27 protein-coding genes and 2 pseudogenes are annotated in these 25,466 nt (G+C 36.9%); 9 read left to right on the top strand and 20 right to left on the bottom strand.

Features of this window, described 5'->3' with window-relative positions; genetic code table 11:
- Positions 1 to 80: 80 nt before the first annotated feature.
- The 6 genes from ACIGHG_RS17660 to ACIGHG_RS17635 form a co-directional block, all read right to left on the bottom strand.
- The gene (locus ACIGHG_RS17660; RefSeq protein WP_090918447.1) at positions 81 to 1,568 is read right to left on the bottom strand and encodes a leucyl aminopeptidase; all 1,488 of its coding nucleotides are present in this window, start codon (positions 1,566 to 1,568) and stop codon (positions 81 to 83) included.
- Positions 1,569 to 1,629: 61 nt separating this feature from the next.
- Complete coding sequence (locus ACIGHG_RS17655) at positions 1,630 to 2,010, bottom strand: DUF309 domain-containing protein (RefSeq protein WP_336474529.1); 381 nt, start codon at positions 2,008 to 2,010, stop codon at positions 1,630 to 1,632.
- 87 nt (positions 2,011 to 2,097) lie between these two features.
- Positions 2,098 to 2,724 (bottom strand): 3D domain-containing protein, encoded by a 627-nt coding sequence (locus tag ACIGHG_RS17650; protein ID WP_090918445.1) that lies wholly within the window; start codon positions 2,722 to 2,724, stop codon positions 2,098 to 2,100.
- A gap of 85 nt (positions 2,725 to 2,809) precedes the next feature.
- Positions 2,810 to 3,127: a YuiB family protein gene (locus tag ACIGHG_RS17645; protein ID WP_090918443.1), complete on the bottom strand. Its 318-nt coding sequence runs from the start codon at positions 3,125 to 3,127 to the stop codon at positions 2,810 to 2,812.
- A 15-nt stretch (positions 3,128 to 3,142) separates the two neighbouring features.
- The gene (locus ACIGHG_RS17640; RefSeq protein ID WP_090918441.1) at positions 3,143 to 3,640 is read right to left on the bottom strand and encodes an NUDIX domain-containing protein; all 498 of its coding nucleotides are present in this window, start codon (positions 3,638 to 3,640) and stop codon (positions 3,143 to 3,145) included.
- Positions 3,641 to 3,836: 196 nt separating this feature from the next.
- A complete protein-coding gene (locus ACIGHG_RS17635; protein ID WP_396549640.1) occupies positions 3,837 to 5,045 on the bottom strand; it encodes an NAD(P)/FAD-dependent oxidoreductase in 1,209 nt (402 codons plus the stop codon).
- Positions 5,046 to 5,621: 576 nt separating this feature from the next.
- Here ACIGHG_RS17635 and ACIGHG_RS17630 point away from each other — a divergent pair.
- From ACIGHG_RS17630 to ACIGHG_RS17605, 6 genes are all read left to right on the top strand, one after another.
- A complete protein-coding gene (locus tag ACIGHG_RS17630) occupies positions 5,622 to 6,611 on the top strand; it encodes an NAD(P)/FAD-dependent oxidoreductase (protein WP_336474527.1) in 990 nt (329 codons plus the stop codon).
- Between the two features lie 346 nt (positions 6,612 to 6,957).
- Complete coding sequence (locus tag ACIGHG_RS17625) at positions 6,958 to 7,434, top strand: GyrI-like domain-containing protein (RefSeq protein WP_336474526.1); 477 nt, start codon at positions 6,958 to 6,960, stop codon at positions 7,432 to 7,434.
- 239 nt (positions 7,435 to 7,673) lie between these two features.
- Positions 7,674 to 7,991: a magnetosome magnetite crystal formation protein family gene (locus tag ACIGHG_RS17620; protein ID WP_336474525.1), complete on the top strand. Its 318-nt coding sequence runs from the start codon at positions 7,674 to 7,676 to the stop codon at positions 7,989 to 7,991.
- Positions 7,992 to 8,255: 264 nt separating this feature from the next.
- Positions 8,256 to 9,506 (top strand): MFS transporter, encoded by a 1,251-nt coding sequence (locus ACIGHG_RS17615; protein ID WP_336474524.1) that lies wholly within the window; start codon positions 8,256 to 8,258, stop codon positions 9,504 to 9,506.
- 272 nt (positions 9,507 to 9,778) lie between these two features.
- Positions 9,779 to 10,231 carry a 2-thiouracil desulfurase family protein gene (locus ACIGHG_RS17610; RefSeq protein ID WP_396549637.1) on the top strand — a complete coding sequence of 151 codons (453 nt, stop codon included), beginning with the start codon at positions 9,779 to 9,781 and terminating at the stop codon, positions 10,229 to 10,231.
- Positions 10,232 to 10,474: 243 nt separating this feature from the next.
- The gene (locus ACIGHG_RS17605) at positions 10,475 to 11,287 is read left to right on the top strand and encodes a hypothetical protein (protein ID WP_090918428.1); all 813 of its coding nucleotides are present in this window, start codon (positions 10,475 to 10,477) and stop codon (positions 11,285 to 11,287) included.
- A gap of 493 nt (positions 11,288 to 11,780) precedes the next feature.
- On the opposite strand, the gene ACIGHG_RS17600 is transcribed toward ACIGHG_RS17605, so the two are convergent.
- From ACIGHG_RS17600 to ACIGHG_RS17565, 8 genes are all read right to left on the bottom strand, one after another.
- On the bottom strand, positions 11,781 to 11,936 hold the full coding sequence (locus ACIGHG_RS17600) for an FbpB family small basic protein (RefSeq protein ID WP_396549635.1): 156 nt from the start codon (positions 11,934 to 11,936) through the stop codon (positions 11,781 to 11,783).
- 297 nt (positions 11,937 to 12,233) lie between these two features.
- On the bottom strand, positions 12,234 to 14,738 hold the full coding sequence (locus tag ACIGHG_RS17595; RefSeq protein WP_336472097.1) for a right-handed parallel beta-helix repeat-containing protein: 2,505 nt from the start codon (positions 14,736 to 14,738) through the stop codon (positions 12,234 to 12,236).
- A 44-nt stretch (positions 14,739 to 14,782) separates the two neighbouring features.
- Complete coding sequence (locus ACIGHG_RS17590) at positions 14,783 to 14,941, bottom strand: hypothetical protein (protein ID WP_336472096.1); 159 nt, start codon at positions 14,939 to 14,941, stop codon at positions 14,783 to 14,785.
- A gap of 272 nt (positions 14,942 to 15,213) precedes the next feature.
- Positions 15,214 to 15,351, bottom strand: coding sequence for a hypothetical protein (locus ACIGHG_RS17585; protein ID WP_336472117.1), 138 nt, complete (start codon positions 15,349 to 15,351; stop codon positions 15,214 to 15,216).
- A gap of 400 nt (positions 15,352 to 15,751) precedes the next feature.
- Positions 15,752 to 17,005, bottom strand: coding sequence for an ATP-binding protein (locus ACIGHG_RS17580; RefSeq protein ID WP_336472095.1), 1,254 nt, complete (start codon positions 17,003 to 17,005; stop codon positions 15,752 to 15,754).
- Between the two features lie 474 nt (positions 17,006 to 17,479).
- Complete coding sequence (locus tag ACIGHG_RS17575) at positions 17,480 to 17,833, bottom strand: HesB/IscA family protein (RefSeq protein WP_336472094.1); 354 nt, start codon at positions 17,831 to 17,833, stop codon at positions 17,480 to 17,482.
- Positions 17,834 to 17,878: 45 nt separating this feature from the next.
- A complete protein-coding gene (dapF, locus tag ACIGHG_RS17570) occupies positions 17,879 to 18,745 on the bottom strand; it encodes a diaminopimelate epimerase (protein ID WP_336472093.1) in 867 nt (288 codons plus the stop codon).
- Positions 18,746 to 19,010: 265 nt separating this feature from the next.
- A complete protein-coding gene (locus tag ACIGHG_RS17565; protein ID WP_090918412.1) occupies positions 19,011 to 19,250 on the bottom strand; it encodes a YuzB family protein in 240 nt (79 codons plus the stop codon).
- Between the two features lie 567 nt (positions 19,251 to 19,817).
- Between ACIGHG_RS17565 and ACIGHG_RS17560 the strand changes: the two genes are divergently transcribed.
- A complete protein-coding gene (locus tag ACIGHG_RS17560; RefSeq protein ID WP_336472092.1) occupies positions 19,818 to 20,888 on the top strand; it encodes an NAD(P)/FAD-dependent oxidoreductase in 1,071 nt (356 codons plus the stop codon).
- Between the two features lie 36 nt (positions 20,889 to 20,924).
- Here ACIGHG_RS17560 and ACIGHG_RS17555 read toward each other — a convergent pair whose 3' ends face one another.
- The 3 genes from ACIGHG_RS17555 to ACIGHG_RS17545 form a co-directional block, all read right to left on the bottom strand.
- Complete coding sequence (locus tag ACIGHG_RS17555) at positions 20,925 to 21,722, bottom strand: nucleotidyltransferase domain-containing protein (protein ID WP_336472091.1); 798 nt, start codon at positions 21,720 to 21,722, stop codon at positions 20,925 to 20,927.
- Entirely contained in the window at positions 21,710 to 22,000 is a 291-nt protein-coding gene (locus ACIGHG_RS17550) for a hypothetical protein (RefSeq protein WP_336472090.1), read from the bottom strand. Before ACIGHG_RS17550 ends, ACIGHG_RS17555 begins: the two co-directional genes overlap by 13 nt.
- Before the next feature lie 81 nt (positions 22,001 to 22,081).
- Complete coding sequence (locus ACIGHG_RS17545; protein ID WP_090918403.1) at positions 22,082 to 22,390, bottom strand: YuzD family protein; 309 nt, start codon at positions 22,388 to 22,390, stop codon at positions 22,082 to 22,084.
- A gap of 178 nt (positions 22,391 to 22,568) precedes the next feature.
- Here ACIGHG_RS17545 and ACIGHG_RS17540 point away from each other — a divergent pair.
- Positions 22,569 to 22,787: pseudogene (locus ACIGHG_RS17540) on the top strand (NifU family protein); the annotation flags it as partial.
- A gap of 155 nt (positions 22,788 to 22,942) precedes the next feature.
- Here the strand turns inward: ACIGHG_RS17540 and yutH are convergent.
- A complete protein-coding gene (gene yutH, locus ACIGHG_RS17535; protein WP_396549631.1) occupies positions 22,943 to 23,944 on the bottom strand; it encodes a spore coat putative kinase YutH in 1,002 nt (333 codons plus the stop codon).
- A gap of 116 nt (positions 23,945 to 24,060) precedes the next feature.
- Here yutH and ACIGHG_RS17530 point away from each other — a divergent pair, with 116 nt between their 5' ends.
- Positions 24,061 to 24,552, top strand: coding sequence for a phosphatidylglycerophosphatase A family protein (locus tag ACIGHG_RS17530; RefSeq protein ID WP_020063076.1), 492 nt, complete (start codon positions 24,061 to 24,063; stop codon positions 24,550 to 24,552).
- 50 nt (positions 24,553 to 24,602) lie between these two features.
- On the opposite strand, the gene ACIGHG_RS17525 is transcribed toward ACIGHG_RS17530, so the two are convergent.
- Together ACIGHG_RS17525 and ACIGHG_RS17520 are read right to left on the bottom strand one after the other, a co-directional pair.
- Entirely contained in the window at positions 24,603 to 25,070 is a 468-nt protein-coding gene (locus ACIGHG_RS17525) for a GNAT family N-acetyltransferase (RefSeq protein WP_396549629.1), read from the bottom strand.
- Between the two features lie 157 nt (positions 25,071 to 25,227).
- Positions 25,228 to 25,371: pseudogene (locus ACIGHG_RS17520) on the bottom strand (IS4 family transposase); the annotation flags it as partial.
- Positions 25,372 to 25,466 lie beyond the last annotated feature (95 nt).

The following is a 25,466-nucleotide window of genomic DNA, read 5'->3' as shown; positions in this document are numbered from 1 at the left end:
ACATTTAATTCCCTATTTATCGAGTGAAAGCACTGGCACACATCTAAAAAAGGATTGGCAAATGCCAATCCTCTCCTTACTTACTCTTCATTTCCAAAGCTTTCAACAAGTGTTGCCAATGTACGCACCATTGCTCCTGTTCCTCCGCTTGGACCTAAGTCATGTGCGCTCTTTGTATCAGATGTTCCTGCGATGTCTAAATGCACCCAAGGTGTTTTTTCTGCAAATTCTCCAAGGAATACACCTGCCATAATCGCATGGCCATCACGCCCTGGCGAGTTATTCAAATCTGCTAACTTACTATTTCGAACACGCTCTTTATCGCGTTCGAAAATCGGTAATTGCCACATTGGCTCATCTGTTTCCATCGATGCCTCTAACACTTGCTCATAAAATGCTTCGTTATTTGTCATAGCACCTGTTGTATGATTTCCAAGTGCAACAATAACACCACCTGTTAATGTCGCAACATCAACAAGATAATTTGCTCCAAGCTTCTTCGCATACGTAATACCATCAGCTAACGCTAAACGACCTTCTGCATCTGTATTTAATACTTCAATCGTTTTACCACTCATCGATGTAATCACATCATCTGGTTTAAATGCGGTACCGCTCACCATATTATCTGTAGAAGGAATAACAGCTACTACGTTTTGCTCTGGGCGAAGTTCACCGATAATTTCCATTGCACCAAGAACAGCTGCCGCACCGCCCATATCGCCTTTCATACCAACCATGCTTTCGCGCGGTTTTAGAGAATAACCACCTGTATCGTATGTAATTCCTTTACCAACTAAACCAATTACATCTGTCCATTCTTCTTTACCTTTATATAAAAGAGCAATCATTTTTGGCGGCTCTGTAGAACCTTGATTTACCGCAAGCAGGGCGCCCATTCCAAGCTCTTCCATTTCTTCTTTCTCAAGAACCTTATAATCCATATCATACTTTTCCGCTAGTTCAACCGCATAATCCGCTAAAGCTGTTGCCGTTAACATATTTGGCGGCATATTCACAAGCGTACGCGCAGAGTTTGTAGCACGTCCGTGTACATAGCCAACTGTTAATGCAGCTTCAATTTCTTGCGGGTCTTCCTTTGTAATTACAACAAAGCTTTCTAATTGATGCGCTTCTTTTTTATCTGTTTTATATGTTAACAACTCATATGTGCCAAGGAAATATGTTTCTGCCGCAATATGCGCAACATCAATAGCGTCCATTTTATCTGTAACAAACGAATCTAACATAAATGCAACATTTTTCACTTTAGCACTTTGCAATGTTTTCGCTAACTTTCCGAGCGTACCTCGCAGTGTTTCTGTCGTATATCTTTCTTTTTTGCCAAGGCCAACAAAATAATAACGCTTTGTATCTGTTTTTCCTAAACTATGTAATTTAGAAATGACTTTTTTCTTTGGAGAAATTTCCTTTTCATCTAGTAACACTTGTAAATGACCATCAAACGCTTGGTTTAATTCTTTCACAAAACTGCTCATTACCTCATCTTCAAATAAAGCAACAACTACCGCTTCATGACTTACTAATTCTTTTTGCACTTGAAACATGCTAGCACCCCCTGTTTTTTGTGTTTCTATTATATCCTTATTTTCGGGAAAATGCGACAATTCAAACTTCTTCCATGTATAAAATAAATTGCGGGAGCTGCGGCAATTTCTGAATTTCCTCATATGAAATTCGATTTATCTCTTTCGGTAACATTTCACGACACGTTTGAATGAAGTGTACAACTTTTTCAACATTCAAATCCCAATAAATCGGGCAATACGGAGTTAAATACGCTTCAGCTACTCCCATCATTATCCGTGCCCCCTTTATATTTCCGTAGCTATAATGATACTGTGCGACTGTCATTTGCAATAAACCTTTTAAAAACAAATTCTCTCGATCTTCGAGCCACATTTCTTCTAATAAGTCATGGCACGTATAATAATCACCTTCATTATACTTTATAAAAAACTCATAATACGCTAAAGGATAATCTTCCATCACTTCTCTCCCTTTACTGCGTTTTTTCTTCTCCATTTCACTTTATGATAACAAATAAAAAAAAGTCTAGCGCCACAAGCGTCTAGACTATTGCTGTTTTAAATATTGTGAGCGAAACACTTGCATTGTTTCATCTTCATTTAAAAGCGTTAAATCTTGTTCTGTAAGTTTGCCATTTCCCATTTTCACAACGTAAACATTCACTTTTTTCTTTCCCCATTGATTATATACATCTCGCACGGTTTCATAATATAAATCAAGGCGATTCCCTTGAATTGCACCGCCTTTATCCGCCACAACACCGTAGCCATATCCAGGAACGAACAGAATCGTCCCAATCGGAAATACGCGAAGATCAGCTGCGATTGTTGAATATATATCCCGCTTTACTTTCACCCCGGAATATGTAATCCCGTACTCAGGATGTCCTTTTGTTTTTCCTGTTGACTCCATACCAGCTGTATATCCTGTGGCAGTAACTTCCATCTGGTGATACTTTGACCAATCTTTTGCATTCTCTAAAGCACGAATAACTTCGGCACTTGGAATCGCCTGCTTATTTTGTTCAGCTGCGTGCACTACTTTCACTTCATTTTTCTTATACATATGAATCATTTCAGAAAGAGAGATTCCTGACATAGCTTGCCAAGTTACACATAATGCAGCTATAAATAAGCAAATCATTATCATGCGAATGCTATATCGTTTTATCATTTTCGTTTTCCACACTCCTTCATCGTTATTGTGCCCCAACTGATGAAGGAAATATTCATGAAAAAAGCTCCTAAAAAAAGGAGCTTCAAAACATTTGATATCCACGTTGTCGTAATGATTTGATCACAATGCCAGATAAAGCGGCACCGACTAAGCCAGTTGATAAGATCATAATATCAGCTTGTCCAAGGTGAAGAAAGCTTGTTCCTAATGAAGTGAACGCTTCTTTTGGCTGTACAAAGTAATCTAAAAAATCAACTTTATCAATAATAAACACACAAATAAGCGGATATACGACAACCATGACCCATGTTGCTCGTAAAATCATATTTAATAAAAAACCAATTCCAAAAAATAAAACTAAGAATAACATCATAGAAATTAATAAAACGGGTATGCTCATTATTTCCATCCCTTCTTATTTATTTTCTGTATTTCCTACAAAAATGTTATATACTGTATAACCAAATTGTTCTCCTGGATTTAACGTCCCGTCCATTTGTAAAAGCGGAGCCGGCATTGCTTCTAATAAATACTGTATTAACACGGAAGCATGTTCATCATGTGCGATATCTGTTGGAAATAAGAATGCTCCTTCAGACAATTCCCGCTCCTGAATGATAATATGTTCTCCTTTTGGTTCTAAAAGAAAAATAATCATATTGTCACTAATCTCACCCTGTATGACACCTGATCGAACACTCATTATTCCTTTCACACTCGTAGCAATTCCTGTCTCCTCTAACACTTCACGCTGCACTGCTTGATCGATTGTTTCTCCTTCATTGACAAAACCAGCAGGCAATGACCATTTTCCTTTTAATCCGCCATATTTTTTCTTAACGACAAGCCACCTTCCATCTGACGTTATGACAAGACCACTTACCGCTAACCATACCTTTCCACGTTTACTCATTATTAGAAACCCCTTCCAGTAAAACGAACAGAATATTCACTCTTTTCTTCCATTATACTATAAAGATTTCAAAAGGAGAACGAGGTGAAACGCGCTCTCTATGTAAAAAGAACTTTATTTATTTTGTAATATTCAGTAAAATTAAAACAACAAAAAACAGAAACAGCCGATAGCCGTTTCTGTTTTGAATTACAAATTAAAATAATTTTAACTTACCTTTTTTAAGAACTAATAAAGGTCCGCCAAGTATGAATAGGTAACGGTTGTCGATTACTTTCTTCATGAATGAAGCTTTCCAGCCAGTTAATTTTTTGCCCATTACAACGCCCATTGCATCGTCATGTCCTAATGAACATACAGAACCTTTGTTATCGAATACAAACTTCTGCATTTCGCCTTTACCACGAACAAGAACAGCTAAGTTATGTGCAATGCTGTAACCTTGTTGAATCGCAATTTGTGCTGTTGGTGGGTATGGACGGTTAATTTCTTCGTTAATGATTAACGCTGCATCACCAACCATGAATACTTCTTCATGACCTGGAGCGTGCATGTACTCGTCCACTTTTACACGACCGCGCATTGCTTCAAAGCCAGACTCTTCTACAATACCGTTACCGCGAACACCTGCAGCCCAAACTACAGTTGCAGATTTCAATAATTCTACATCGTCGCCGTTTGCAACAAGAATACCTTCTTCAGTTGCTTCCTTAATAGCTGTACCGATGCGGAATTCTACACCTTTTTTCTCTAATTGTTTTACAGCGTACTCAACTAGCTCTGGATCGAAACCAGGAAGTGCTGTTGGAGCAGCTTCAACACAAATGATACGCGCTTTTTCACGAGGAACATCATACTCTTTACAAAGCTCTGGAACACGGTTTGCAAGCTCACCTACATACTCGATACCTGTAAATCCAGCACCGCCGACAACGATTGTAACTAACTCATCGCGTTTTTCTGAAGCATATAGAGAGAACATGTACTCCATATGATCACGAATTTGACGAGTTGCATTAATGTTAGCGATAGAGAATGCATGCTCTTTTAATCCTTTAATTCCAAACGTTTCAGACTCGAAACCAAGACCGATTACTAAGTAATCATACTCTAGCTCGCCATTCTTTAAGATAACGCGCTTTTCAGCTGCTTTAATTTCTACAACTGTGTCTTGTACGAAGTTTACTTTGTTTGTGTCGATTACATCTTTAATGTCTAAACGAACTTTGTCATGATGCAACGTACCAGCTGCACTTTCATGTAACCAAGTTGCTTGATAATGATAGCTGTTGTTATTTACTAATGTGATTTCAGCTTCACTTACAGATAATGTTTTTTGCAGACGAACAGTAGTAATCATTCCGCCATAACCTGCGCCTAGAACTACGATTTTTGGCTTCTTCACCCTAATCACAACCCTCTTCTTTATATAGATAGTTAAAAATAATAAAAATAGTGCTAAAACAAATGAAATGCTAAGAATGTAAAAGTTCTCACATTCTTAACAAAACCAAAAACAAGTTTGAAAAATGTTACGAAATTTGTCATAAAAAATTAATACATTTACCTTCCTATATTAGTCGTTTTCTTTTTACTTTTCAAGCACTTGTAGAATTATCAATATTTTAAAATAACGTAGTCTTTTTAAGTTTTTTGACATTTGCTTATTCACTAAGTGTATAAAGCTTTTCACCCATTTTTTTTGCTTTCTGTTATGCCGTATATATATTAAAATTACGAAAAAATACATATAATTACCAAACATTGCATCCTTTACTTACTGGCTAGTTTCTTCTTTGTATAACAAATCTATACAAAGTGCATATACAATTCAGTCGCTTTCTACGGCTTTTTTTTATAAAATATGATATTATTTGTCTTGGGTGCGCTTGCACTCCGCTCATGGAAGTTTCGTATAACATACATACGAGTGTATATAGGATAAGCACGAAAAATTTCCTAATTATAGGGGGAGTAAACAGTGACAGAAAATCAAAAGGTATACGACATCACTATTATTGGTGGAGGCCCAACTGGATTATTCACAGCTTTTTATGGCGGTATGAGACAAGCAAGCGTAAAAATTATCGAAAGCTTGCCACAACTCGGCGGTCAATTATCCGCATTATATCCTGAAAAGTACATATATGATATCGCAGGTTTTCCAAAAATTCGTGCACAAGAACTTATTAACAACTTAAAAGAACAAATGAGCAAGTTCGAACCAACCATTTGCCTAGAAGAAGCTGTACAAACGATAGAAAAACAAGAAGATGGTGTGTTCAAACTTGTAACAAATAAAGAAACACACTATTCTAAGTCCGTCATCATTACAGCTGGAAACGGCGCGTTTAAGCCGCGTCCTTTAGAATTAGAAGGCACAGAGAAATTCGAAAAAACAAACTTACATTATTTCGTTGATGATATGAATAAATTTGCTGGCAAACGCGTTGTCGTCTTTGGCGGCGGAGATTCTGCTGTAGACTGGACAATGATGTTAGAGCCAATCGCAGAAGAAGTAACAATCGTTCACCGCCGTGATAAATTCCGCGCACATGAGCATAGCGTCGAAACGTTAATGAACTCGCGCGCACTAGTAAAAACACCATACGTTCCAGTTGAACTTATAGGTGAAGAAAAAATTGAACAAGTTGTACTTCAACATGTGAAAACAGAAGAGACAGTTGTCATTGATGTTGATGATGTCATCGTAAACTACGGATTCGTCTCTTCCCTTGGTCCAATTAAAGATTGGGGCCTAGATATCCAAAAGAACAGCATCGTTGTAAATTCTAAAATGGAAACAAACATCCCTGGCATTTACGCAGCTGGTGATATTTGTACATATGAAGGAAAAGTAAAACTAATCGCATGTGGCTTTGGCGAAGCCCCAACAGCAGTAAACAACGCAAAAGCATACTTCGATCCAAATGCGAAGCTGCAACCAATGCATAGTTCTAGTATGTTTTAATAAAAAGAGACTGATTCCAAAGGCACTTAAGCGCCTTTGCGAATCAGTCTCTTTTTTACGTGCCCAGCAATATATATCGGCGTTTTTTACGATATATCAGCGATTCGACACAATATAAAGTGAAACTTCCATCAGTGACGACTTTTTCACTGATGGAAAGCCCGCCCAATCGGGCTTTTACGGCCAGTCGTCTTCTCCATGCTTCCACAACCTGTACTGCCCGTTAATGCGGGATAAAGACCCTTCGACGATGTTCGACACGTAATCCCCCTATCCTCCACCTGTATAATTATGGTACAATTAACAAGAACGTTTGTTCTTATTAAAAAGAGAGGATGATACAATAATGCAACCTACAATTATAAAAAAAGAAGCTTTTCAAGCCATCGGGATTTCTATTACTACAAACAACGAACTGGAAATGTCTAGCGCCGGAAAAATCCCTCATCTATGGAATCAATACTTCCAAGAGCAAATTACCAACCAAATTCCTAACAAAACTACACAAACAGAAACGCTCGCATTGTATTCCAACTATGAATCCGATGAAACAGGTCGCTATACGTATACAATTGGTGTTCCTGTTTCTACTGTCATTGATACACCAGAAAACATGACATCATTCACGATCCCAGCTGCTACATACGCCGTATTTACAACGCGCAAAGGGCCGCTATCCGAAATCATCGCAGAAGCATGGCAAGATATTTGGAACTGGTCAAAAGAAAATAAACGTACGTTCACAACGGACTTCGAGCTGTATGATGAACGAGCTTTCGATCCAAATGATGCTCAAGTTGACATTTATATTGCACTTGCTTAATACACAAAAAGACGCAAGCAGCTGCTGTGTCTTTTTTTATATCCACTTCTCGTTATACCTTTATATATATTTTAATCAATATATGAATATAATATAAAACTTAAAAAAAGCCTTACATTACATATCGCCGAATCTTACAAAACTGTTATGTTTCTGTAAGATTCGGCGATAGTAAGTCCATACGTTCTCCTGCATAATAAGCGTATAACAACAAGAAAAGATTTCATGAGGTGATACATATGAATGGAAATAAAATATTATCTGCTCTTTCGTACTTTAGTGTTCTCTTTGCACCTATCTTGTTCCCGCTAATCGTTTGGATTGTAGGCGATTACGAAACAAGAACTCATGCTAAACGCGCTCTATGGACACATATTCTTCCGAGCATCGCTATCTTTATAGGACTTGCAGTATTAGGAGTTATGGATGCTGGTTTTAATCAGCCAGCTGAGACACTTGCTCTTAGTGCAGTGATTGTAGTATGCATTTGTGCCCTAGTTAGCCTATACTACTTTATTTGGAATATGGTAAAAGGAATTACAGTCCTTAAAGGATAACTTCTTCCATTGAACTACCCCCACCTACCGTTTCGTGCTTGAGGTGGCGGTCTTCTCACTAGATATGATAAAAAAGGATTCCCCAAGTTAAAAACGCAACCACTCAATATCTCACATAAGAGACGTTTGGTGGTTTTTCCTTTTTCAACATGAAAAATCTGCTGGGCAAATTCTACTTTTTTGAATACAATAAAAAAGTATCTGTATAGAAAGATTAGAAACTGTTAACAAAGATAAAAAGACATATGACAGAAAGGGATTCATATGGAGGAATTACAGAAAAGTAAACTTGCTCTAGAAGAAATGGAAATGCCTTTATTAAAAAATACAAACTTCCTATTTCTTTGGGCAGCCACTCTATTTTCAAGCTTTGCCTTAGCATTTTTTACGTTTTCACAAACATGGTACATAGCAAAAACATTAAATTTAGAAGCATCACTCGGTGTTGTCTTTGTGGCTCTTAGTGTTCCGCGCCTCATCTTCATGATTATTGGTGGAGCTGTTGCAGACAAATTCCCAAAAAAGAATATCATGTTTTATTCTAATATTGTTCGGGCGCTTCTTGTCACTATCATTCTTATTTGGTTTATTATTGGTCACGTCACACTATACACATTTGCTTTATTTGCACTTTTCTTTGGCTTAGCCGATGCCTTTTTCTGGTCAGCTGATGGTTCTATCTTACCTGAGCTCGTAGCGAAGCATCGTCTTACACAAGCAAATTCACTTACACAAATGACGAACCAAGCATCAGTTATTTTCGGCCCTGTCCTTGGCGGGATACTCATCAAATTCAGTAATTATGAGACAATCTTTACAATAACGATTTTATTATTAATTATCGCTGCCATACTGATTCAAAAAGTTCACTCTAGTACAGGTCAAGAAGATAAACATGAAAATAAAGGCATGTTCACCTCTATTAAAGAAGGCATTCTTTATGTGAAAGAATCTTCATTTTTATCCACGTTCCTTATTTGCAGCGCCTTTTTGAATTTATTTTTAATCGGACCGATGCAAGTTGGGTTTCCGCTATTTGTTAAAAATGTACTGCACGGTGATTCTCTACAATTTAGTTATTTAGAGGCAGCTGTTGGCGGTGGGATGGCCATTGGCGCTGTTATCGTTGGACTGCGAAATATTACTCGCCGCCGCGGGTTATTTTGCATTATTATGATGCTGTTGTCAGGTGTTTTCTTCTTGTCTATTAATTTCAGTACAACACTTTGGCAAGCACTTCTTTCAGGCTGCTTTTACGGCATTACAATCGCAATGGCAATTGTGCCGTTAATGGCCATGATTCAATCGACTGTGAAAGAAGAAATGATGGGACGTGTCATGAGCTTACTTATGCTATCATCGATGGGCTTTATCCCTATTTCTTATGCAATTACATCACTTGCCTTAGCAGCTGGAATACCTATTGTTATAGTTATGAAAAGCGGTGCAATTGCTGTCATTGTCTTTGTACTCTTTATCGCGATTCGCGTTCCAACTGTACGAAAATTTGATTAAAAGAAAGGAGTTATGCTTCATAAGCATGACTCTTTTCTTTTTTAACTTTCCAATGGAAATCCGTTTTATTAATCTGAGTTTGATACTGCGTCAAAATTTGCTGCTGCTATGTATTAAACTCTTCTTTATTTTGAAATTCACTATGTTGCTTCATTAATGAATACATTTTACTCATATTCATCACTCCCATTTATAAATAAGAAAAAAAACATAAAGGTGGAGAAAGATTTTATTGTATGATAAAAATAAATTCATCAAACTGAGGTGGAAAAATGATTGTAATCAGTGCATGTTTAGCTGGAATTGCTTGTCGCTATGATGGAAACGATAATTTCGTTACAAAAATCCAAGAACTACTCGAAAAAGAAGAAACAATTCTTATTTGTCCGGAAGTGTTAGGCGGATTGCCGACGCCTCGTATGCCCGCTGAAATTATCGGAGGCAACGGGGATGATGTGCTAGATGGAAAAGCAAAGGTTATCGATCGCAGCGGAAATGACGTGACAGAAATCTTTATTGCAGGTGCTTACAAAGCATTAGATCAAATCAAAGATTTAAACCCTGAGTATATTATCCTAAAAGAACGCAGTCCGTCATGCGGAAGTTCTGTCATTTACACGGGTGAATTTAATGGACAAAAACAAGATGGTTACGGCGTTACCACTGCATTATTTAAACGACATGGTTTTACGGTTATTTCAGAAGAAGCATTTACCGAAAAATAAGGCGATGTCCTTTTATTCCTCTCCTTATTTATCCCGCTACTTTAGGGCAGTAAGAGCCCGATTGGTTCAACTAACCATCAGTGGTGGATGACGAAAACCTCCACTGATGGAAGTTTCACTTTATTTCCCCATAGTTTTCCATTCATTTACACAATAAATATCTATATAACAAGAAATACAAAGATAAGCCATATTCATTATCATTAATATAAAATATATTATTAAGAAGCAGGTGAACTGGGAGTGAAGAGAATAAAATGGGCTGTTTTCATTTTAGTGTGTAGCATACCACTATTTCTATTAAGTGGTTGTTTTACAGAAACAAAACTAAAAAAACCAATAGGAGATTATTTGTCAGAAAGCTATGGAATAAAGGATGGAGATTTTAAAATTCTTTCTGCTGATAATAATTGGTTTGAAGGTATTGATCATCAAACTTATGTAGAAATAAAAAAACCCTACCACACTTTTGCTTATTTAATTGTAGATAGAAATTCACATGAAATAGATAAAAATAGCGGCGATGATGTTTTCTTAGAAATATTCAAAGGAGCGTATGTTAAACAACATCGTGATGTTTTGAAACAATCTGATAAGATTATAAAAAAATATAACTTATTAAGTGAATCTCCTAATGACTATGACAATGGGAAACAAAATTTCTATTACTATTTACATATAAATATAGATGAACAACAAGAAAAAGAATTAATTACAGACTTCAAAAAAGAACAAAAATTAAACACTGACAACATAATAAAAACATTAAAAGTTAGTAAACCTAGAGATAATGCCGATCATATAGGAGTCATCAATTTTATTTACTATTACAACACCTATAAAAATAACGGAAGTGTACCTAAAGCCCAAAGCATTGTGGATGATTTTGAAAAAAGTCACGTGTTAACAGAAGGTGTTTATAACGTAGCAGTTAACACCATATATTCTAGTCCTGAGTCTATACAACAAGGGATGGATAGTAGAAATAGTAATGTCATGTTCATCGTAGATAAATCAGGGAAATTTAAAGCAATGGAACCAAATTCGAGTTTTTAGAACCCGATAACTTCGAAAATGGCGACGAAATCTGATAATCCATCTATATACTCATTTACCGTGACAGTTAATGCCACAAAAGTCCATTTAAAAAGAAAAAGAAGATAACCACTTACTATATATAGAGGGTTGTCTTCTTTTTCTTTTCTATATATAAATAAGATTTTCATCCCTTACGCAAACCATATAAATCCATTTTAATTTTTTGACATATAAGTTACTACTATGCAAAATACAACATGACCTGTACTCGCTTGTGGCAGGAAAAGGAACTGACCGCTTCTATGCACGGTCAGATGCTCTCGTCCCCCCGTTTTTATCCCGCATTAACGGGCAGTAAGACCCCCACCTCAAGATTCAGAGAGAAACAAAGAAGATAGGTGGGGGATAACTGCCCGTAAAAGCCCGATTGGTTCAACTAACCGTCAGTGGGGGGAAACCCCCACTGACGGAAGTTTCACTTTATGTCGGTTTTTACTTGTATATAGCCTTATTATGAGGCTGGTTTGTTAATTACATAACGTTGTTCAATGCGTTGTTCAATTCTTTCCAACTCTTGTTTATCATTTAGGATCTTTTGTTTATTTTCCTGTACTAATTCTTTAAAGGATTTATTGAGTAATTTACAATGCTTTTTCACAATAATCATTCCTCCTTATTTTCTATGAAACCAAGATGTAGAATGAAAAAACACATAAAACTTTTCGCTTCTTGTAAAAAATTTGTCTTTATTTGTCGAAAAATTCTACTTAATTAAATAATACTATACCTTTTTCTTTTTCAAAAGGTAATTTTTTGAACATTTCGTGAAGTTAACGAACTATGGTAATAGGGATTGTATTTTCTAGAATAATACTGTTAGCGTGGGTTTTTTCCGAAATGCTGGCGGTACTCCATATAGAAGAAACAAAAAAACACGCGGTGTAGGTGCACCACGTGTTTTCAATTAATTCGGAAGCTCCTGATTCCCGTTTACAATATCCTTTGGCTTTACCTTCAAAAATGCCTTGTGTAAGATGTTGTTTTGAACGCGATAAGCTGGTGCATTGACGCCGCCGTAAATCGTGCTAATACCTTCAACCGCTGCACCTGTTGTGATGGTATTGCCAGTGATGTTTGCTTGTTGGCCCTGGAACGGTTTGTCTTTATTCCAATAGTCTCCCACTTTGATAACCGCTTTGTTCATCCCTGGCAGTAAGCCAGAGGTAATCGTGTTATTGACAACATTGATTTGTTTCCCCATTGGGATATTGAGTACAGTTGTATCACCATTGATATCAAATCGAGAGTTTTGAATTGTAACATTTGCGTCTTTGCTTCCGACGTTAAATGTCCCTTTTGCTGCCTTAAATGTACAATTTTGAAAGGTGTAAGTGCCGTTATAGTCGACATGTGTACCACCAGTCGCAGTTGGACTAGATTCAAATATGCAATTGTTATAGGTCCCTCGTACGAATGAAGTGCCAGGGTGATTGAGCACTTTCAAGTTGTCAAAAATACTTCCGTCTGGTGCTTGGCCGCTCACTCTTCCTCCGTTTATGGTTACATTACTTACATGAACAGGGTTGACCCACACATTTAAATCCATATTGTTTAATGTAAGGTTTTTCGCTTCGATTCCAAACGGGACACGACTTGAAAGACTTAACATCGTTTTATCAAATGTCATGCCGTCTACCACCGCGCGAGGTCCTGTGATGCTCATCAGTCCATCCTTTATGCTGTTTCCTTCAAACGTGATATCGTGATAGGCGTAAATACTATTGGCATCAAATGTATTATTCTTGATATATGCATTTGTGAATGGTTCGGAAACAGCTAAACCGATTTTCCCTCTTGATCCGAAGTGATTCCCTTCAACAACCCCATCATGTCCATCATATAAAATGACATCGTATTTGTTATTGTTGTAGAATTTGTTGTTTTTGATGAAGATGTTTTTGTTCATCATCCCGTTTTCACCGTATCCGCCCTCTACGTCAATGCCAGACTCAGGCGCAACACCTTTAATATCATGGAAGACACTGTCTGTGATGGTTACATGGTCCGCGCCTCCCACTGTGATGCCTTGACGCCGATTAAAGGAAAAGTCAGAATGTTTTACGGTCACATTCGTTGCTAATGCCTTGCTCCAAAACTCCCCGTATACACCGCTCGTATTTGCTTTTTTAAACACCGCTTTAAAGGACGCTGCAGATTTTGGAATTTGAACCACTTCTTTTCCGGTATTGACACTGTAGCTAGATAAGAAGGAACCATCTGCTTGATAAAAATAGACATCATAGAGATACGGCAAATTTTTTGCATTTGGCATTTCAAAATAAGGTTCTGTTTTGAGGATGTCCTTTGTGAATGAGATCGGTGCTTTCAATCTAATTTTCGTTGGATCTGCCACTTTGTTTCCATTTTTATCAAGAGAACCCGATTCAAAATGATCTGGATAGATGTCTTGCAATAACGTTCCTTTCCCACCAATACCCGCACCATCACCTGTGAAGTTTGTTGCTTTAACGCCGTCAATTGTCAAGTTTTTGGCCGCATATACAGAAATGCCTATTCCATTTTCATGCGTACCAGGAAAACTCGGTCCTTGTTTTTTCGAATAGTCATGCGTATCTTTATCACCTTTGTACGTCCCGCCTTTTAATGTGACGTTGTCGGCGCCGTACCCAACACATACAGTTGAATATACTTCTCTTGCGTTTGTTTCTTTTTGAATCACAGCATTTTCATCTAACCAGAATGTGATATTCGGAACCATATTGATACACGCGGAAGGGTCATTCGACAAAGCAGGATTTTCTTTTTTTACCATGTACGTTCCTGCTGGAACCTTGAATGTTTTGAGGGCATTTGCTTTTGCGAATTGGAGTGCATCGTTCATTCCTTTTGTCGATTCAATCGGATGCGTGCCATCGTTTGAAATATGCCATTTTTCTTGCTCTTTTTTGTTTAATTCATAAAAAGTACCATCTTTTTCTACCGTTTTGAGGGCAGCTTGTTCACCTGCCGCCGCCTTTACTTGCACGTTCCCATTTTTCAACCTGCTTCCGTTGATCGAAGTTTGAAATAGTCCCTCTTTATTTGCTGTAACGTCTGCAGAAACTTGTTTTCCATCTGCATCTGTCACTTCAATGTGAACAGGCGTATTTGCTTCTGCCGTGCCTTCTACTCCGTAAGAAGATTGATTGTTGTAAATCATATGTTGTAAATTTCCGAGTGCTACGTTTGTTTTTTTTGTTTCTTTTGTTTGTTTTGCCGCTATTTGGGTAGCAGGATTACTTGTGAATACCCTATTTGTTTGCACGAAACGCTTTCGCCCTGCACCGTCCCATTTTTCGTATTTATTTGCGACATGCACCGCGGTAATTGGAATCGGTTTCATGGTATTCCCATTTTCTGTGTGCAAACTATTTTGAAGCAATAACAATAGAGCTGTCATCACCATCATCGATACTTCACCTCTTTCTATATAACCATTTCAAATCAATCGTTTTAAGATTGTTTGTTGGGATCTGATTTCTCCCTTTCTTTTAACTTTTTCTCTACATTGTAAACGATTGTAATCATACATAGAATCATAAGCGTCACGATTCCAATTGTTGTATAAGGACTTCTCCATAACAAGCTAACGACGCTTCCGATTACAATCATAAAATAGCCGCTTCTTTTCAAAACATTGATTCCACACGACATCTACCGTTTGCGACCAGTCACACCGTTTCCCTTTTTCTTGATGAAGAAAAGAAATTTATCGTTTATTTAGATTATTTTTATTATAAGATATAAAGGAATCAGGAAAGGCGAGAGTTTCACCGTTTTTATTTTATTCACGAAAAAACATGATACCATTAAGAAAAACAATTTGGCAAGGGGAAACAATATGAAACACGTAATCAAATCGAAAAAGCAAAGAAACCATATGATTATTCCTTTGCTTGGTATTTACTGGTTCGTTGCACAAAACCAACATCTTTAGCAAGATCTCGTAAGGTATTTGGGGATAAAAAACTTTGAATTTCTTGAGCGAATAGCTGCAATTCATCGGATACAGAAATAGACATACAAAAACGCCATCCTTTCCTATGATTCATGAGAAAGAATAACGTCTTTTCATTTTAGGGGGTATTTTGTCTTGTTAGCTTGATAGCGATGTGACGGTACCCCTGTTAGCTCATATTTTAATTATCCTTACACTTAGCGTACAGAGTACTAGTTAAATTGTTTCCAAAATATGTATAAACGTGCAATTTTCTTTTTTTGATATGGTGAGGCCTAATAAATCCATTTTGATCTCCCAGCATATAAGCCGCCGTTATGCAGAACAAAATATGACCTACACTCACTTTCTCCCGTTGTTTTTACCTTTGCACATGGTAGAAACAGACCCTGACTGCTTCTATGCATGGCCAGTAAAAAAGGGTTTAATCAAAAAGAGCGTCCAGCTTTGGACGCTCTTTTTGATTAACAAGGTATAATGATAGAAAAACATGTTCCTTTTCCTTTTGTACTCTCTATTTCTATATCTCCATTTAGCTCTCTAATAATGCTATACGCAATCATAGTACCAAGCCCAGTTCCTTTTTCTTTTGTTGAATAAAATGGCGTGGCAATTCGCTTTATTTCTTTTCGAGACATTCCAATTCCTGAATCAATAATATCAATTACAATATTACCCTTAATTTCTTGTGCACGAATTTGTAATACTCCACCATCTTTCATAGCTTCAATTCCATTTTGTAAAATGTTAGTTAAGCACTGTTTTAATTTTTCAGGATTCGCATTTATATACAAACACGCTGGAATATCTCTCTTTATTTCAACATTGTATGAAAACGCTAGTGGTGAAATAATATTTGTTACTTCCCGAAAAATACAACTTATATTTAGTGGTTTTTTTATCGTATGTTGTGGTTTTGTGAGAGATAAATAATTATCGATAATCAATTGTACTTTTTCTAATTCCATTAACATAATTTTCAAGTACTCATCTTGAGATGTTTTTGAAATTTCAATTTCACGGAACAATTGAGTGAATCCATATACAGTAGTCAGCGGGTTATGAATTTCATGTGCAATCGATGCAGCTAATTCACTAGCTGTATAAAATTTTTCAGCTCTTTGAATTTTTTCTTTCATTTTAAATTTCTCGATCATTCCCTCTACTAAATAAACAGACAAGAATCCTGTGAAGGCGTTGACCACTACATAATTAATCAAAAATCCAATAAAAACAGCTTCTATTTTACCATTTATTTCAATTTGATTCATTATCGCAAAGATAGAAAAAGAACTAGTACAAATCAAAAGCAATAATGTGTTGAACAATACCTTTTTTCTCCTAAAATAAATGGGTAGAAAATAACGTAATATTGTCGTAATAGCTGTAATTACAGTATATATAATAACTGATGAAAAAAAGCCGTTTCCACCTAAATAAAATCGATAAGCAATATATACAATACCTATACAAATAACGCTTCTTGTGTTTCCATATAGAAGCACTAAAAGAATAGGAATAAAACGCAAATCATAAATATACCCATCATGTAAATGAATAGGGAATGTCATACAAAGAACAATTGCAACCGATGAAAGAAAAGAAATGAGTATGTTGTTACGTGCTTTTTTTTCTGTTTTATCTAACCAAAATACTTGATAACTAAGGATACAAATTATAATAATAAATGCATTTAATAGTAGTGTAGAAATTCCCATATTCTATACCTCCCTAATTTTTTGTAAGGGGGATAATACACTCGTCCTCTAAAACTCCTTTAATTTTATATTACGTTATTTAAATTTATTAGTTCGTTATGTTTTCCAATTTTTAAAATACTAAATAGGCATATGTGCTTTTGATCGTTTATATTCGTTAGGTGCAAAAAAAAATTTTTTTGGGTAAAGACGTACAAGAAAGAGGAAATGGAAAAAACTACACAATTATTTTCTGAAAATTCTGTTAATTCAAAAAGACAAACCATCTTCTCTTCTATATAATTGACTTTATAGTAACATGAAAATAAGCAAATAACAACAAAAACACTCGAATTTCTACTTTTTTCGCCATTTTCCCTCTTTCGTTCCATCCAAAATAAAAACCCTCTTAACGAATGAATATTGTAATTCACCGTCAAGAAGGTCGGTATTATTAATCCTTATAGATGCGCACTACACAAATATTAGCTAATGTTAACATTCCTCAGGCTTACCAGCATTCGTCGCTGTGCGGAACGATGATCCACAGCCGCATGATGCGATTGCGTTTGGATTGTCGATTGTAAATCCACCGCCAAGCATTGATTGCTTATAATCGATTTTTACTCCTTTTACAATTGGAGCACTTTCTTTATCAATAACAAATTCAACACCGAAAAATTCAAGAACTGTATCGTCTTCATTTGGTTCTCTTTCAAATCCTAAGCCATAAGAAAGACCGCTACATCCACCGCCGTGTACAGCAAGGCGAACGTATCTTTCTCCTTCTTCAGCGTCTTTTAACATATCTTTAATTTGATGTGCTGCTTGTTCTGTTACAGTAATCATAGAATTCACCTTCCTTCCTTTCTTCTCTCGTTCTATTATACATCTTTACTCTTCAATCTTATAATAATATACACCGCTGCAAGTGACTTCTGCTGGACCATTCATGAGAACTGTTCCTTCTTCTGTCCATGTAATCATTAAATCTCCGCCTGCTAAATGAACAGTAATTTCTTGTCCGCGCTTCATCTTTCTATTTAAGATTGCAGCTACAACCGCAGCACATGCCCCTGTTCCACATGCTTGTGTAATGCCAGAACCGCGTTCCCATACACGAAAATGCATTTCACAATCATTCAGTACTTCAATAAATTCTACATTTACGCTTTCCGGAAACATCTCATGTGTTTCTAATACAGGTCCTAATGTTGTAAGCGGTGCTTCTTCAATATCATCTACAAAAATAACAGCATGCGGATTTCCCATTGAGACAGCTGTAAATGTGTAACGGTGGTTACTGTAAAGGAAATCTTCACGAATAAATGGTGTTTCTCCTTCACCTAACATCGGTAAATCAATGCGTTTTAATCTAGGTGCTCCCATATCAATTGTTGCCGAGGTTACAATTCCATCTTCAGCTTTTACTTCTGCTGTAACGATTCCTGCTAACGTTTCAATCATAAAAACAGTCTCTTCTACTAATTTATGCTCATATGCGTACTTTGCAACGCAACGCAGTCCATTCCCGCAGCTTTTTCCTTCTGAACCGTCTTTATTAAAAATACGCATTTTCACAGGAGCAATGTCAGAGGGACAAATTAAAATCATTCCGTCGGAACCAATTCCAGTATTCACGTCCGATACTTTTTCAGCAACTTTTGCAAGATGCTCTTCTGCAATTTGTTCTTCAAACATATTTATATAAATATAATTATTCCCAAGTCCGTGCATTTTTGTGAAAGAAAGTTGTGTCATATTATTTCACTCCAAAATTTTTGATTGTTATAAGTATAAAATGAGCGCTTTTGGAAAACAATAAGAATGTCCCCCGTTTCTCATATTCAACGACAATTTTGGTGTAACAATGTCGTACTTACACATATTGTGTAAGCAAAAAGCCCTTCAAAAAAGGGCTTTCTTTTTTGTCTATATACTAAGCAACTGCTGCACTTGTTATAGCCTGTTCTTTCGAAGTGATTTTATGCGTTCAAATGAAAAGGCGCTGCCTCGTTGCAGCACCTTAAAACATCGGGTTTTCATCTAAATAATCGTATACATTTTTCACAAGTTCATCCGGTGTTTCACCTTTTACAACTTCACCGTTTACGAGCGCATACGGCCCTTCAAAACAAACGCCGCAATACCCAAGACAGCCATACTCAATCACATCTAAATTCGGATCTTTCTCTAATTGTTCACGTGCCTTTTGCGCACCGCTTGCAAGGTTGCTAACACAAAATTCAATTAACGGTTTAATCAACCTTAATTCCCCCCTATATCTATTTCAAAGCTTGTTTTATAACAGTAAGCCTAAGATGTTTGTCTAAATCCAGCAAAAACGATTAAAATATTCAATCGTTTCATTTGTTAACTCTTAATAAAAAGCGTTTACTGACAGGAAACTCCATAATTCTACTAATTCTGAATGAGCCACTTCCACTTTTCTTCTTATCCAGTCCCAGCAGCTATATATATCCGTTTTAATTTTTCGACACATAAGTCGCTGCTATGCAAAATACACATGACCTCCACTCGCTCGCTCCCTCTGTTTTAAACATGGCATGTGGTAGAATATGGATCTGACCACTTCTATGCACGACCCGATGCTCTCGTCCACCCCCAAAAATGGTCTTTGTTGTTTTTGTATTTATATAGAATATTCGGTGATATCGCTTCCACTTTCTTATTATTGTACAACAGAGTATGTATTCACGCATTGTTATTTGCTTCTAAATTCGATATAATTTTAATGAGTAAAGTCAAAATATTTTTGTAATATAAAAATTTATGATTAGGGGATATTTCAACAGAAAAGGGGTAATCCATCATGAAGCACCTCGTAATACTTGGTGGCGGCTACGGTGGAATGAGAGTTTTACAGCGTCTTCTTCCGAGCAACCAACTTCCAGATGATGTTCAAGTGACATTAATCGACAAGGTACCGTATCACTGTTTTAAAACAGAATACTACGCATTAGTGGCAGGAACGATTTCTGAAACGCATATTCGCATTCCATTTCCAGAGCATCCACGACTTAATATTCAATATGGTACTATAACCAACGTTGATCTAGAAAACAAAGCTGTTCATCTTGAGGGCGGTGAAGTTGTCAATTATGATGACTTAATTATCGGACTTGGCTGTGAAGATAACTATCACAACGTTCCAGGAGCGAAGGAAAATACATATAGCCTTCAATCCATTGAGCAAGTTCGTCAAACATATCAACAACTAAATGGTTTAGAACCACATGCAACAGTTGCTGTTGTAGGCGCTGGACTAAGCGGTGTTGAAGTAGCAAGTGAGCTTCGCGAAAGCCGTCCAGACTTAAACATTTATTTATTTGACCGAAAAGATCGCATTCTTTTCCCATTCCCAGAGAAATTAAGTAAATACGTAGAAGAGTGGTTTTTGAAGCATAATGTTACAATTGTTCGCAACTCGAACATTACAAAAGTAGAACCAACTATTGTGTATAACCACGATGAACCACTTGAATGTGACGCAATTGTATGGACAGCTGGCATTCAAGCGAGTGAAATCGTTCGTAATCTACCTGTCGAGCATGATAATAGTGGTCGGGTTGTATTAACAAAGTATCATAATATTCCAGATTACGAGAATGTATATGTGCTAGGTGACTGTGCTGCGCTGCCACATGCACCATCTGCACAGCTTGCAGAAGGTCAAGGTGAACAAATTGTCCAAATATTATTAAAACGTTGGAGCAATGAAGCATTACCAGAAGAGCTACCTGTTATTAAACTAAAAGGTGTTCTTGGTTCTCTCGGGAAAAAACACGGATTCGGTTTACTCGCAAATCAGCCATTAATGGGCCGCGTACCGCGTCTTTTAAAGTCAGGTATTCTTTGGATGTACAAACATCATAATGGTTAAAAAATAAAAGAAGTTCACAAAAAATGTGAACTTCTTTTATTTTCTACACTTCTTCTTACATTCCTCTATCCCAAATAATAAATACTGCTTCGTCATCTTAGCACGTTTCCATCTCGATAAAGATGGTTTCATTCCTTCTTTTTGACGTACCCGGTACACATCTTGAAGAAGCGGTTCCCATTCTTTAAAACATTTCATCATATATTGCAGCCCTTCATCTTTAGAAACAATCCGTTCCATCTCTAGCGTGTATATAATACGTCCCATTGTCACAACTGCAAACTCTACCCATTCTGTAGATAAAAATAAATATGGACGCTTTACTTTCTCACTCCAATATTGTTCCACATTGTATTCCATTGTGCTTACAACATCATCCCACGTTACTACATATGGAAGCTCGTCTGCTTTTTGACCCAAAATCGTAATACCACAATTCTTTATCATCCACCACGTCACAGAATTAATGTCCCAATAGCCTTCATTTACTTTTCCATCTGAACAATATAGATACGGTGACATCTCATGATTTTGCTTTCCTACATCACCAAGCGGAATATACATCCCGTCCATTCGTTTACCAAGGTCATGTGTATAAAGCCTCTTATGTAATTCACGTATTTTCACTTTCTCTGCTTCACTGACTTGTTCTGTCATCACCGTTACAAAGTCAATATCACTCGTTTCCGGATGAAACGCATCTAATGCTAATGAACCATACAAATACACACCAATTAGCTTTTCTTTTGAAATGATTTTTTGAAGTTCGTTCACATATTGGTCTAATAAGAACTTTGCTTCTTTTGGTATAGAATGCTCCGTTACGATAGCCATAAGTATACTCCTAACGCTGCTGTCATATTAGGAATTGCTGCAAATGCGTTCGTTTTAGCAGATTGAAAGCGGGATTCTTTTCGCGTTGGCTTTGCCGAGGCAAATGTCCCCCTTGCTCCTAAAATAAATCCATCTATACAAAGAAATACTGCACTAGCTAAGAAAAAGACGCCCAGCCAACCTGCTAATGAGTAAATTGCTGCTGCATCCTCTTTCATACAAGCAATACTGCTAACTAGAAAAAGCCCTATAATCCCTATTACAAATCCCTTCTTCATCTCATTCATCCTCCAAAGCACAGAAAAAGCCCTTGCGATTTGTAGTCTAAGTTGCAAGAGCTCTGTGAGTGATAAGTTATATTATAAATATTTCTCAATTTCTTCGTATACATCCTTTAAGCGAGGATTTCCTTCTCCGACAATCTCGTTATTCACAAGAACAACAGGATAAAATAAGTCTTCTTCCATAACACGCTCAGCAAAAGCTCGTTTTTCTTCCTCCTCTTGCTCCTCATGAATATCCACATATTCAAAATGAAACTTATCTTCTTGTCCTTCATATTTTCGTCCGATTGCTGCTTGCAGCCATTCATACGTTTCCGTTGAAGACGGCATTCCAACGCAGCTCGCACATACAACTTTCGCGCCGTAAACACTAACTTTTATCATATTTTCTCCCCCATTTGCACACACATTTCTTTCCACATCTTATTGTCACATATAAGCAGGAAACTTCCATAAACTATCTTGACAATATAAGAAAGATATTAAAAATAGATTTTCCCCTGTATCTTGATTATAATAAAACTGATGAAAGGAGTCGATAAAAATGGAAAACGAAAACTTACACGAACAAGTAGTAGAAGTATTAGATAAATTACGCCCATTCTTACTTCGCGATGGCGGTGACGTAGAATTAGTAGATATCGAAGACGGTATCGTTAAATTACGCCTTCTAGGTGCTTGCGGTAGCTGCCCAAGTTCTACAATCACATTAAAAGCTGGTATCGAGCGTGCTCTTTTAGAAGAAGTACCGGGTGTAATTGAAGTAGAACAAGTATTTTAATTTAAAAGCGGAAGCGGCCTGCTCAGAACAGGAGGGGGATGGAGCTTCTGACATAGAGGCGCTTTTTGCCTCGACGGAAGACGCGAATCCATCGACTGTTCTAGCCGCTAAAGAAAAAAGAGACCCACCATGGTCTCTTTTTTCAAAATTGCATATTACGTAAGCCAGTCAATCTTGCGAATTCCTAACCTATCAATAGGTAAGCGAATAAGATCATAAAACTGCTGAAGAAACTGTTCCAATTGATCTACACGCCGCAAAATCGTTTCTAACCGATCTTGGTATACATATTTTTGCGTTTCATTTCCAGTTAAGTAATAACCTTCAATGGTTTCAAAATAATGAAGCGGAAAGAGAAGACGGGCAAATAATAAACGCCAGCCAAACGAAGATAATGAATAGTTCCGTTCGTAGTCGGTTAAGAACTGGACAATCGTTTCTTCCCAGTTCTCTCTTTTTTCAAAAGAAATATGACGTACCCATTCGGCTAAATCACGGCTTGGATGGTCATATACCCAATCAACTGGCAGCTTTAATCGTTTCGTTTGCTGCCAAAGTAATGGCGTAAATCGTTCCTGACAAATTGTTGCGGCATCAGTAGGTTGAGGATTATCATCAATTTCTGTATCTACTACATATTGAATCGCGTTTTCGGCAAGACCTAAGTAGTACGGAAAAGATTCAATAAATAATTGTTCAAACACATCAGTAGGGTGACTTGCTATTTTAGATTGCCAAAAACGTTCGAGTTGATCTAATCGTTTTTCCCAGAGCGACTTCCATTCACCAATTCGGCTGAGATGTTCAATTTCTTCTGAAAAGAATGCACCGCGCTTATGAAATAACGATAACTCACTTCCTAATGAAATGACATTACGCTCTAACGTGCGTATTCCTTTTAACAAACAATAATTTGTTTCTTCTATCTCACTAACATAATAACCTTGTACGTTTGGCACAAACGTCGCAACGGTAATATCACCTTGCTGATTCATATAATCACTTAATTTTTTCATTTCAACAAGCTCTTCTTCTTGCAAATGACCGGCAGGAAGAAGCACATAAATTTTATTACGAACCCAAAAGCTTTTATAAGGACCAAGAGGTGTAAATTCTTTGACGTGTATATGATAGTTCTCATAAATATGTTGAATCATCGTACTCGCCACCTACATTTTTTCTATATATATATGAGCCTTTAATTGAATTTCATTCCTATGCACATCATACACCTATACGTATACAATATAAAAAAGAAAAAAAGGTGATAAACATGACACAACGAAATGAACTACAAGAAAGAGCATTACAGTTACTACAAGAACGCGGTGTAAAAATTGACGATATTGCAGAGCTCGTTCATTTTCTTCAAAAAAAATATCATCCAAATTTAGCAATGGAAGAATGTCGTTATAATGTAGAACGTGTCTTATCCAAACGTGAAGTACAAAATGCCCTCATTACAGGAATTGAATTAGATGTTCTTGCCGAAAAAGGTTTACTAAGTGCACCTCTTCAAGACATCATCCACCGCGATGAAGGATTATACGGAGTAGACGAAGTTGTCGCCTTATCCATCGTCAACGTATACGGCTCAATCGGTTTCACAAATTTTGGCTATATCGATAAATTAAAGCCAGGTATTTTACAATATTTAAATGATAAATCAACAGGTAAAGTTCATACATTCCTTGATGATATCGTTGGAGCGATCGCTGCTGCTGCGTCAAGTCGTTTGGCGCATAGAGCAGCACATGCTGAATAATACAAAAACAAGAAAACCAGCTTCTATATAAAAAGAGCTGGTTTTCTTATTTATTTCTCCTCATACTCCATAAGCTGAAATTCTCTACCTCTGTTCACAAAAGACACTTTCTTTTGAAAACCTGCTTTCATATATAGATGAATGGCCCGCTCATTAAAAGCCGCAACACTTAACCGAATTTTCTCTGGCTTAAACTTATCCTTCGCAAACTGCAATCCTGCTTGTAAAAAAGATATCCCCAGCCCCTTTCCTGTTAATGCTGGTTTCATCCCAAGTCCGATATCTATAGCGCGCTCACCTGTGTATAACTTCGCATCTCTTCCGCCTGGTACCTGTGCGTTATCCCCAAAACAAAAATAACCAATGAATTTATCCTGCTCATCACAAACACCGTAATATGTACCATCAAGCAATTCTTTTAACTCTTCCCCAGTAAAACTATACAGTTCATACGGGGCCTCATATTGCCATGTATTGATTTCTTCCGCTTCTTTTAATGTAAGGTTATGAATGTTCATTTGCATGTTCTCCTCTCTTTCCTTATACCTATTCGCTCACACGAAAAGAATTCCTGTTATGCAAAGCATCTTCTTTGCTTTCCCTCTAGGAATCCTGCCGCATGCCCATCAAGCTAACGGTGTGAAACCCTATCTACACCTTGATTTTTGTACTGTGACTAATGAGTTCGTTTGCTTGATATTTACTAGATCGCTTTACAAAGCCAACTTGTCTGGCGATGTCTTGTAGGACTACTGGAGATAGAAAGCGTTGTAATTCTTGTAAGAATAGATGTAATTCTTCAGAAAGCGAGAGGTCCATAAAAAAATGCCATCCTTTCCTATGGTTCTACAGAAAGAATAGCGTATTTTTTCATTTTAAGGGGTATTTTATTTTAGTAGGTCGATAGCGATGGG

This window comes from Bacillus sp. NPDC077411 (assembly GCF_044543425.1).
Lineage (GTDB): Bacteria > Bacillota > Bacilli > Bacillales > Bacillaceae_G > Bacillus_A > Bacillus_A bruguierae.
The sequence above is the reverse complement of the archived record's forward strand: the minus strand, read 5'-3'. Positions and strand labels throughout refer to the sequence as shown.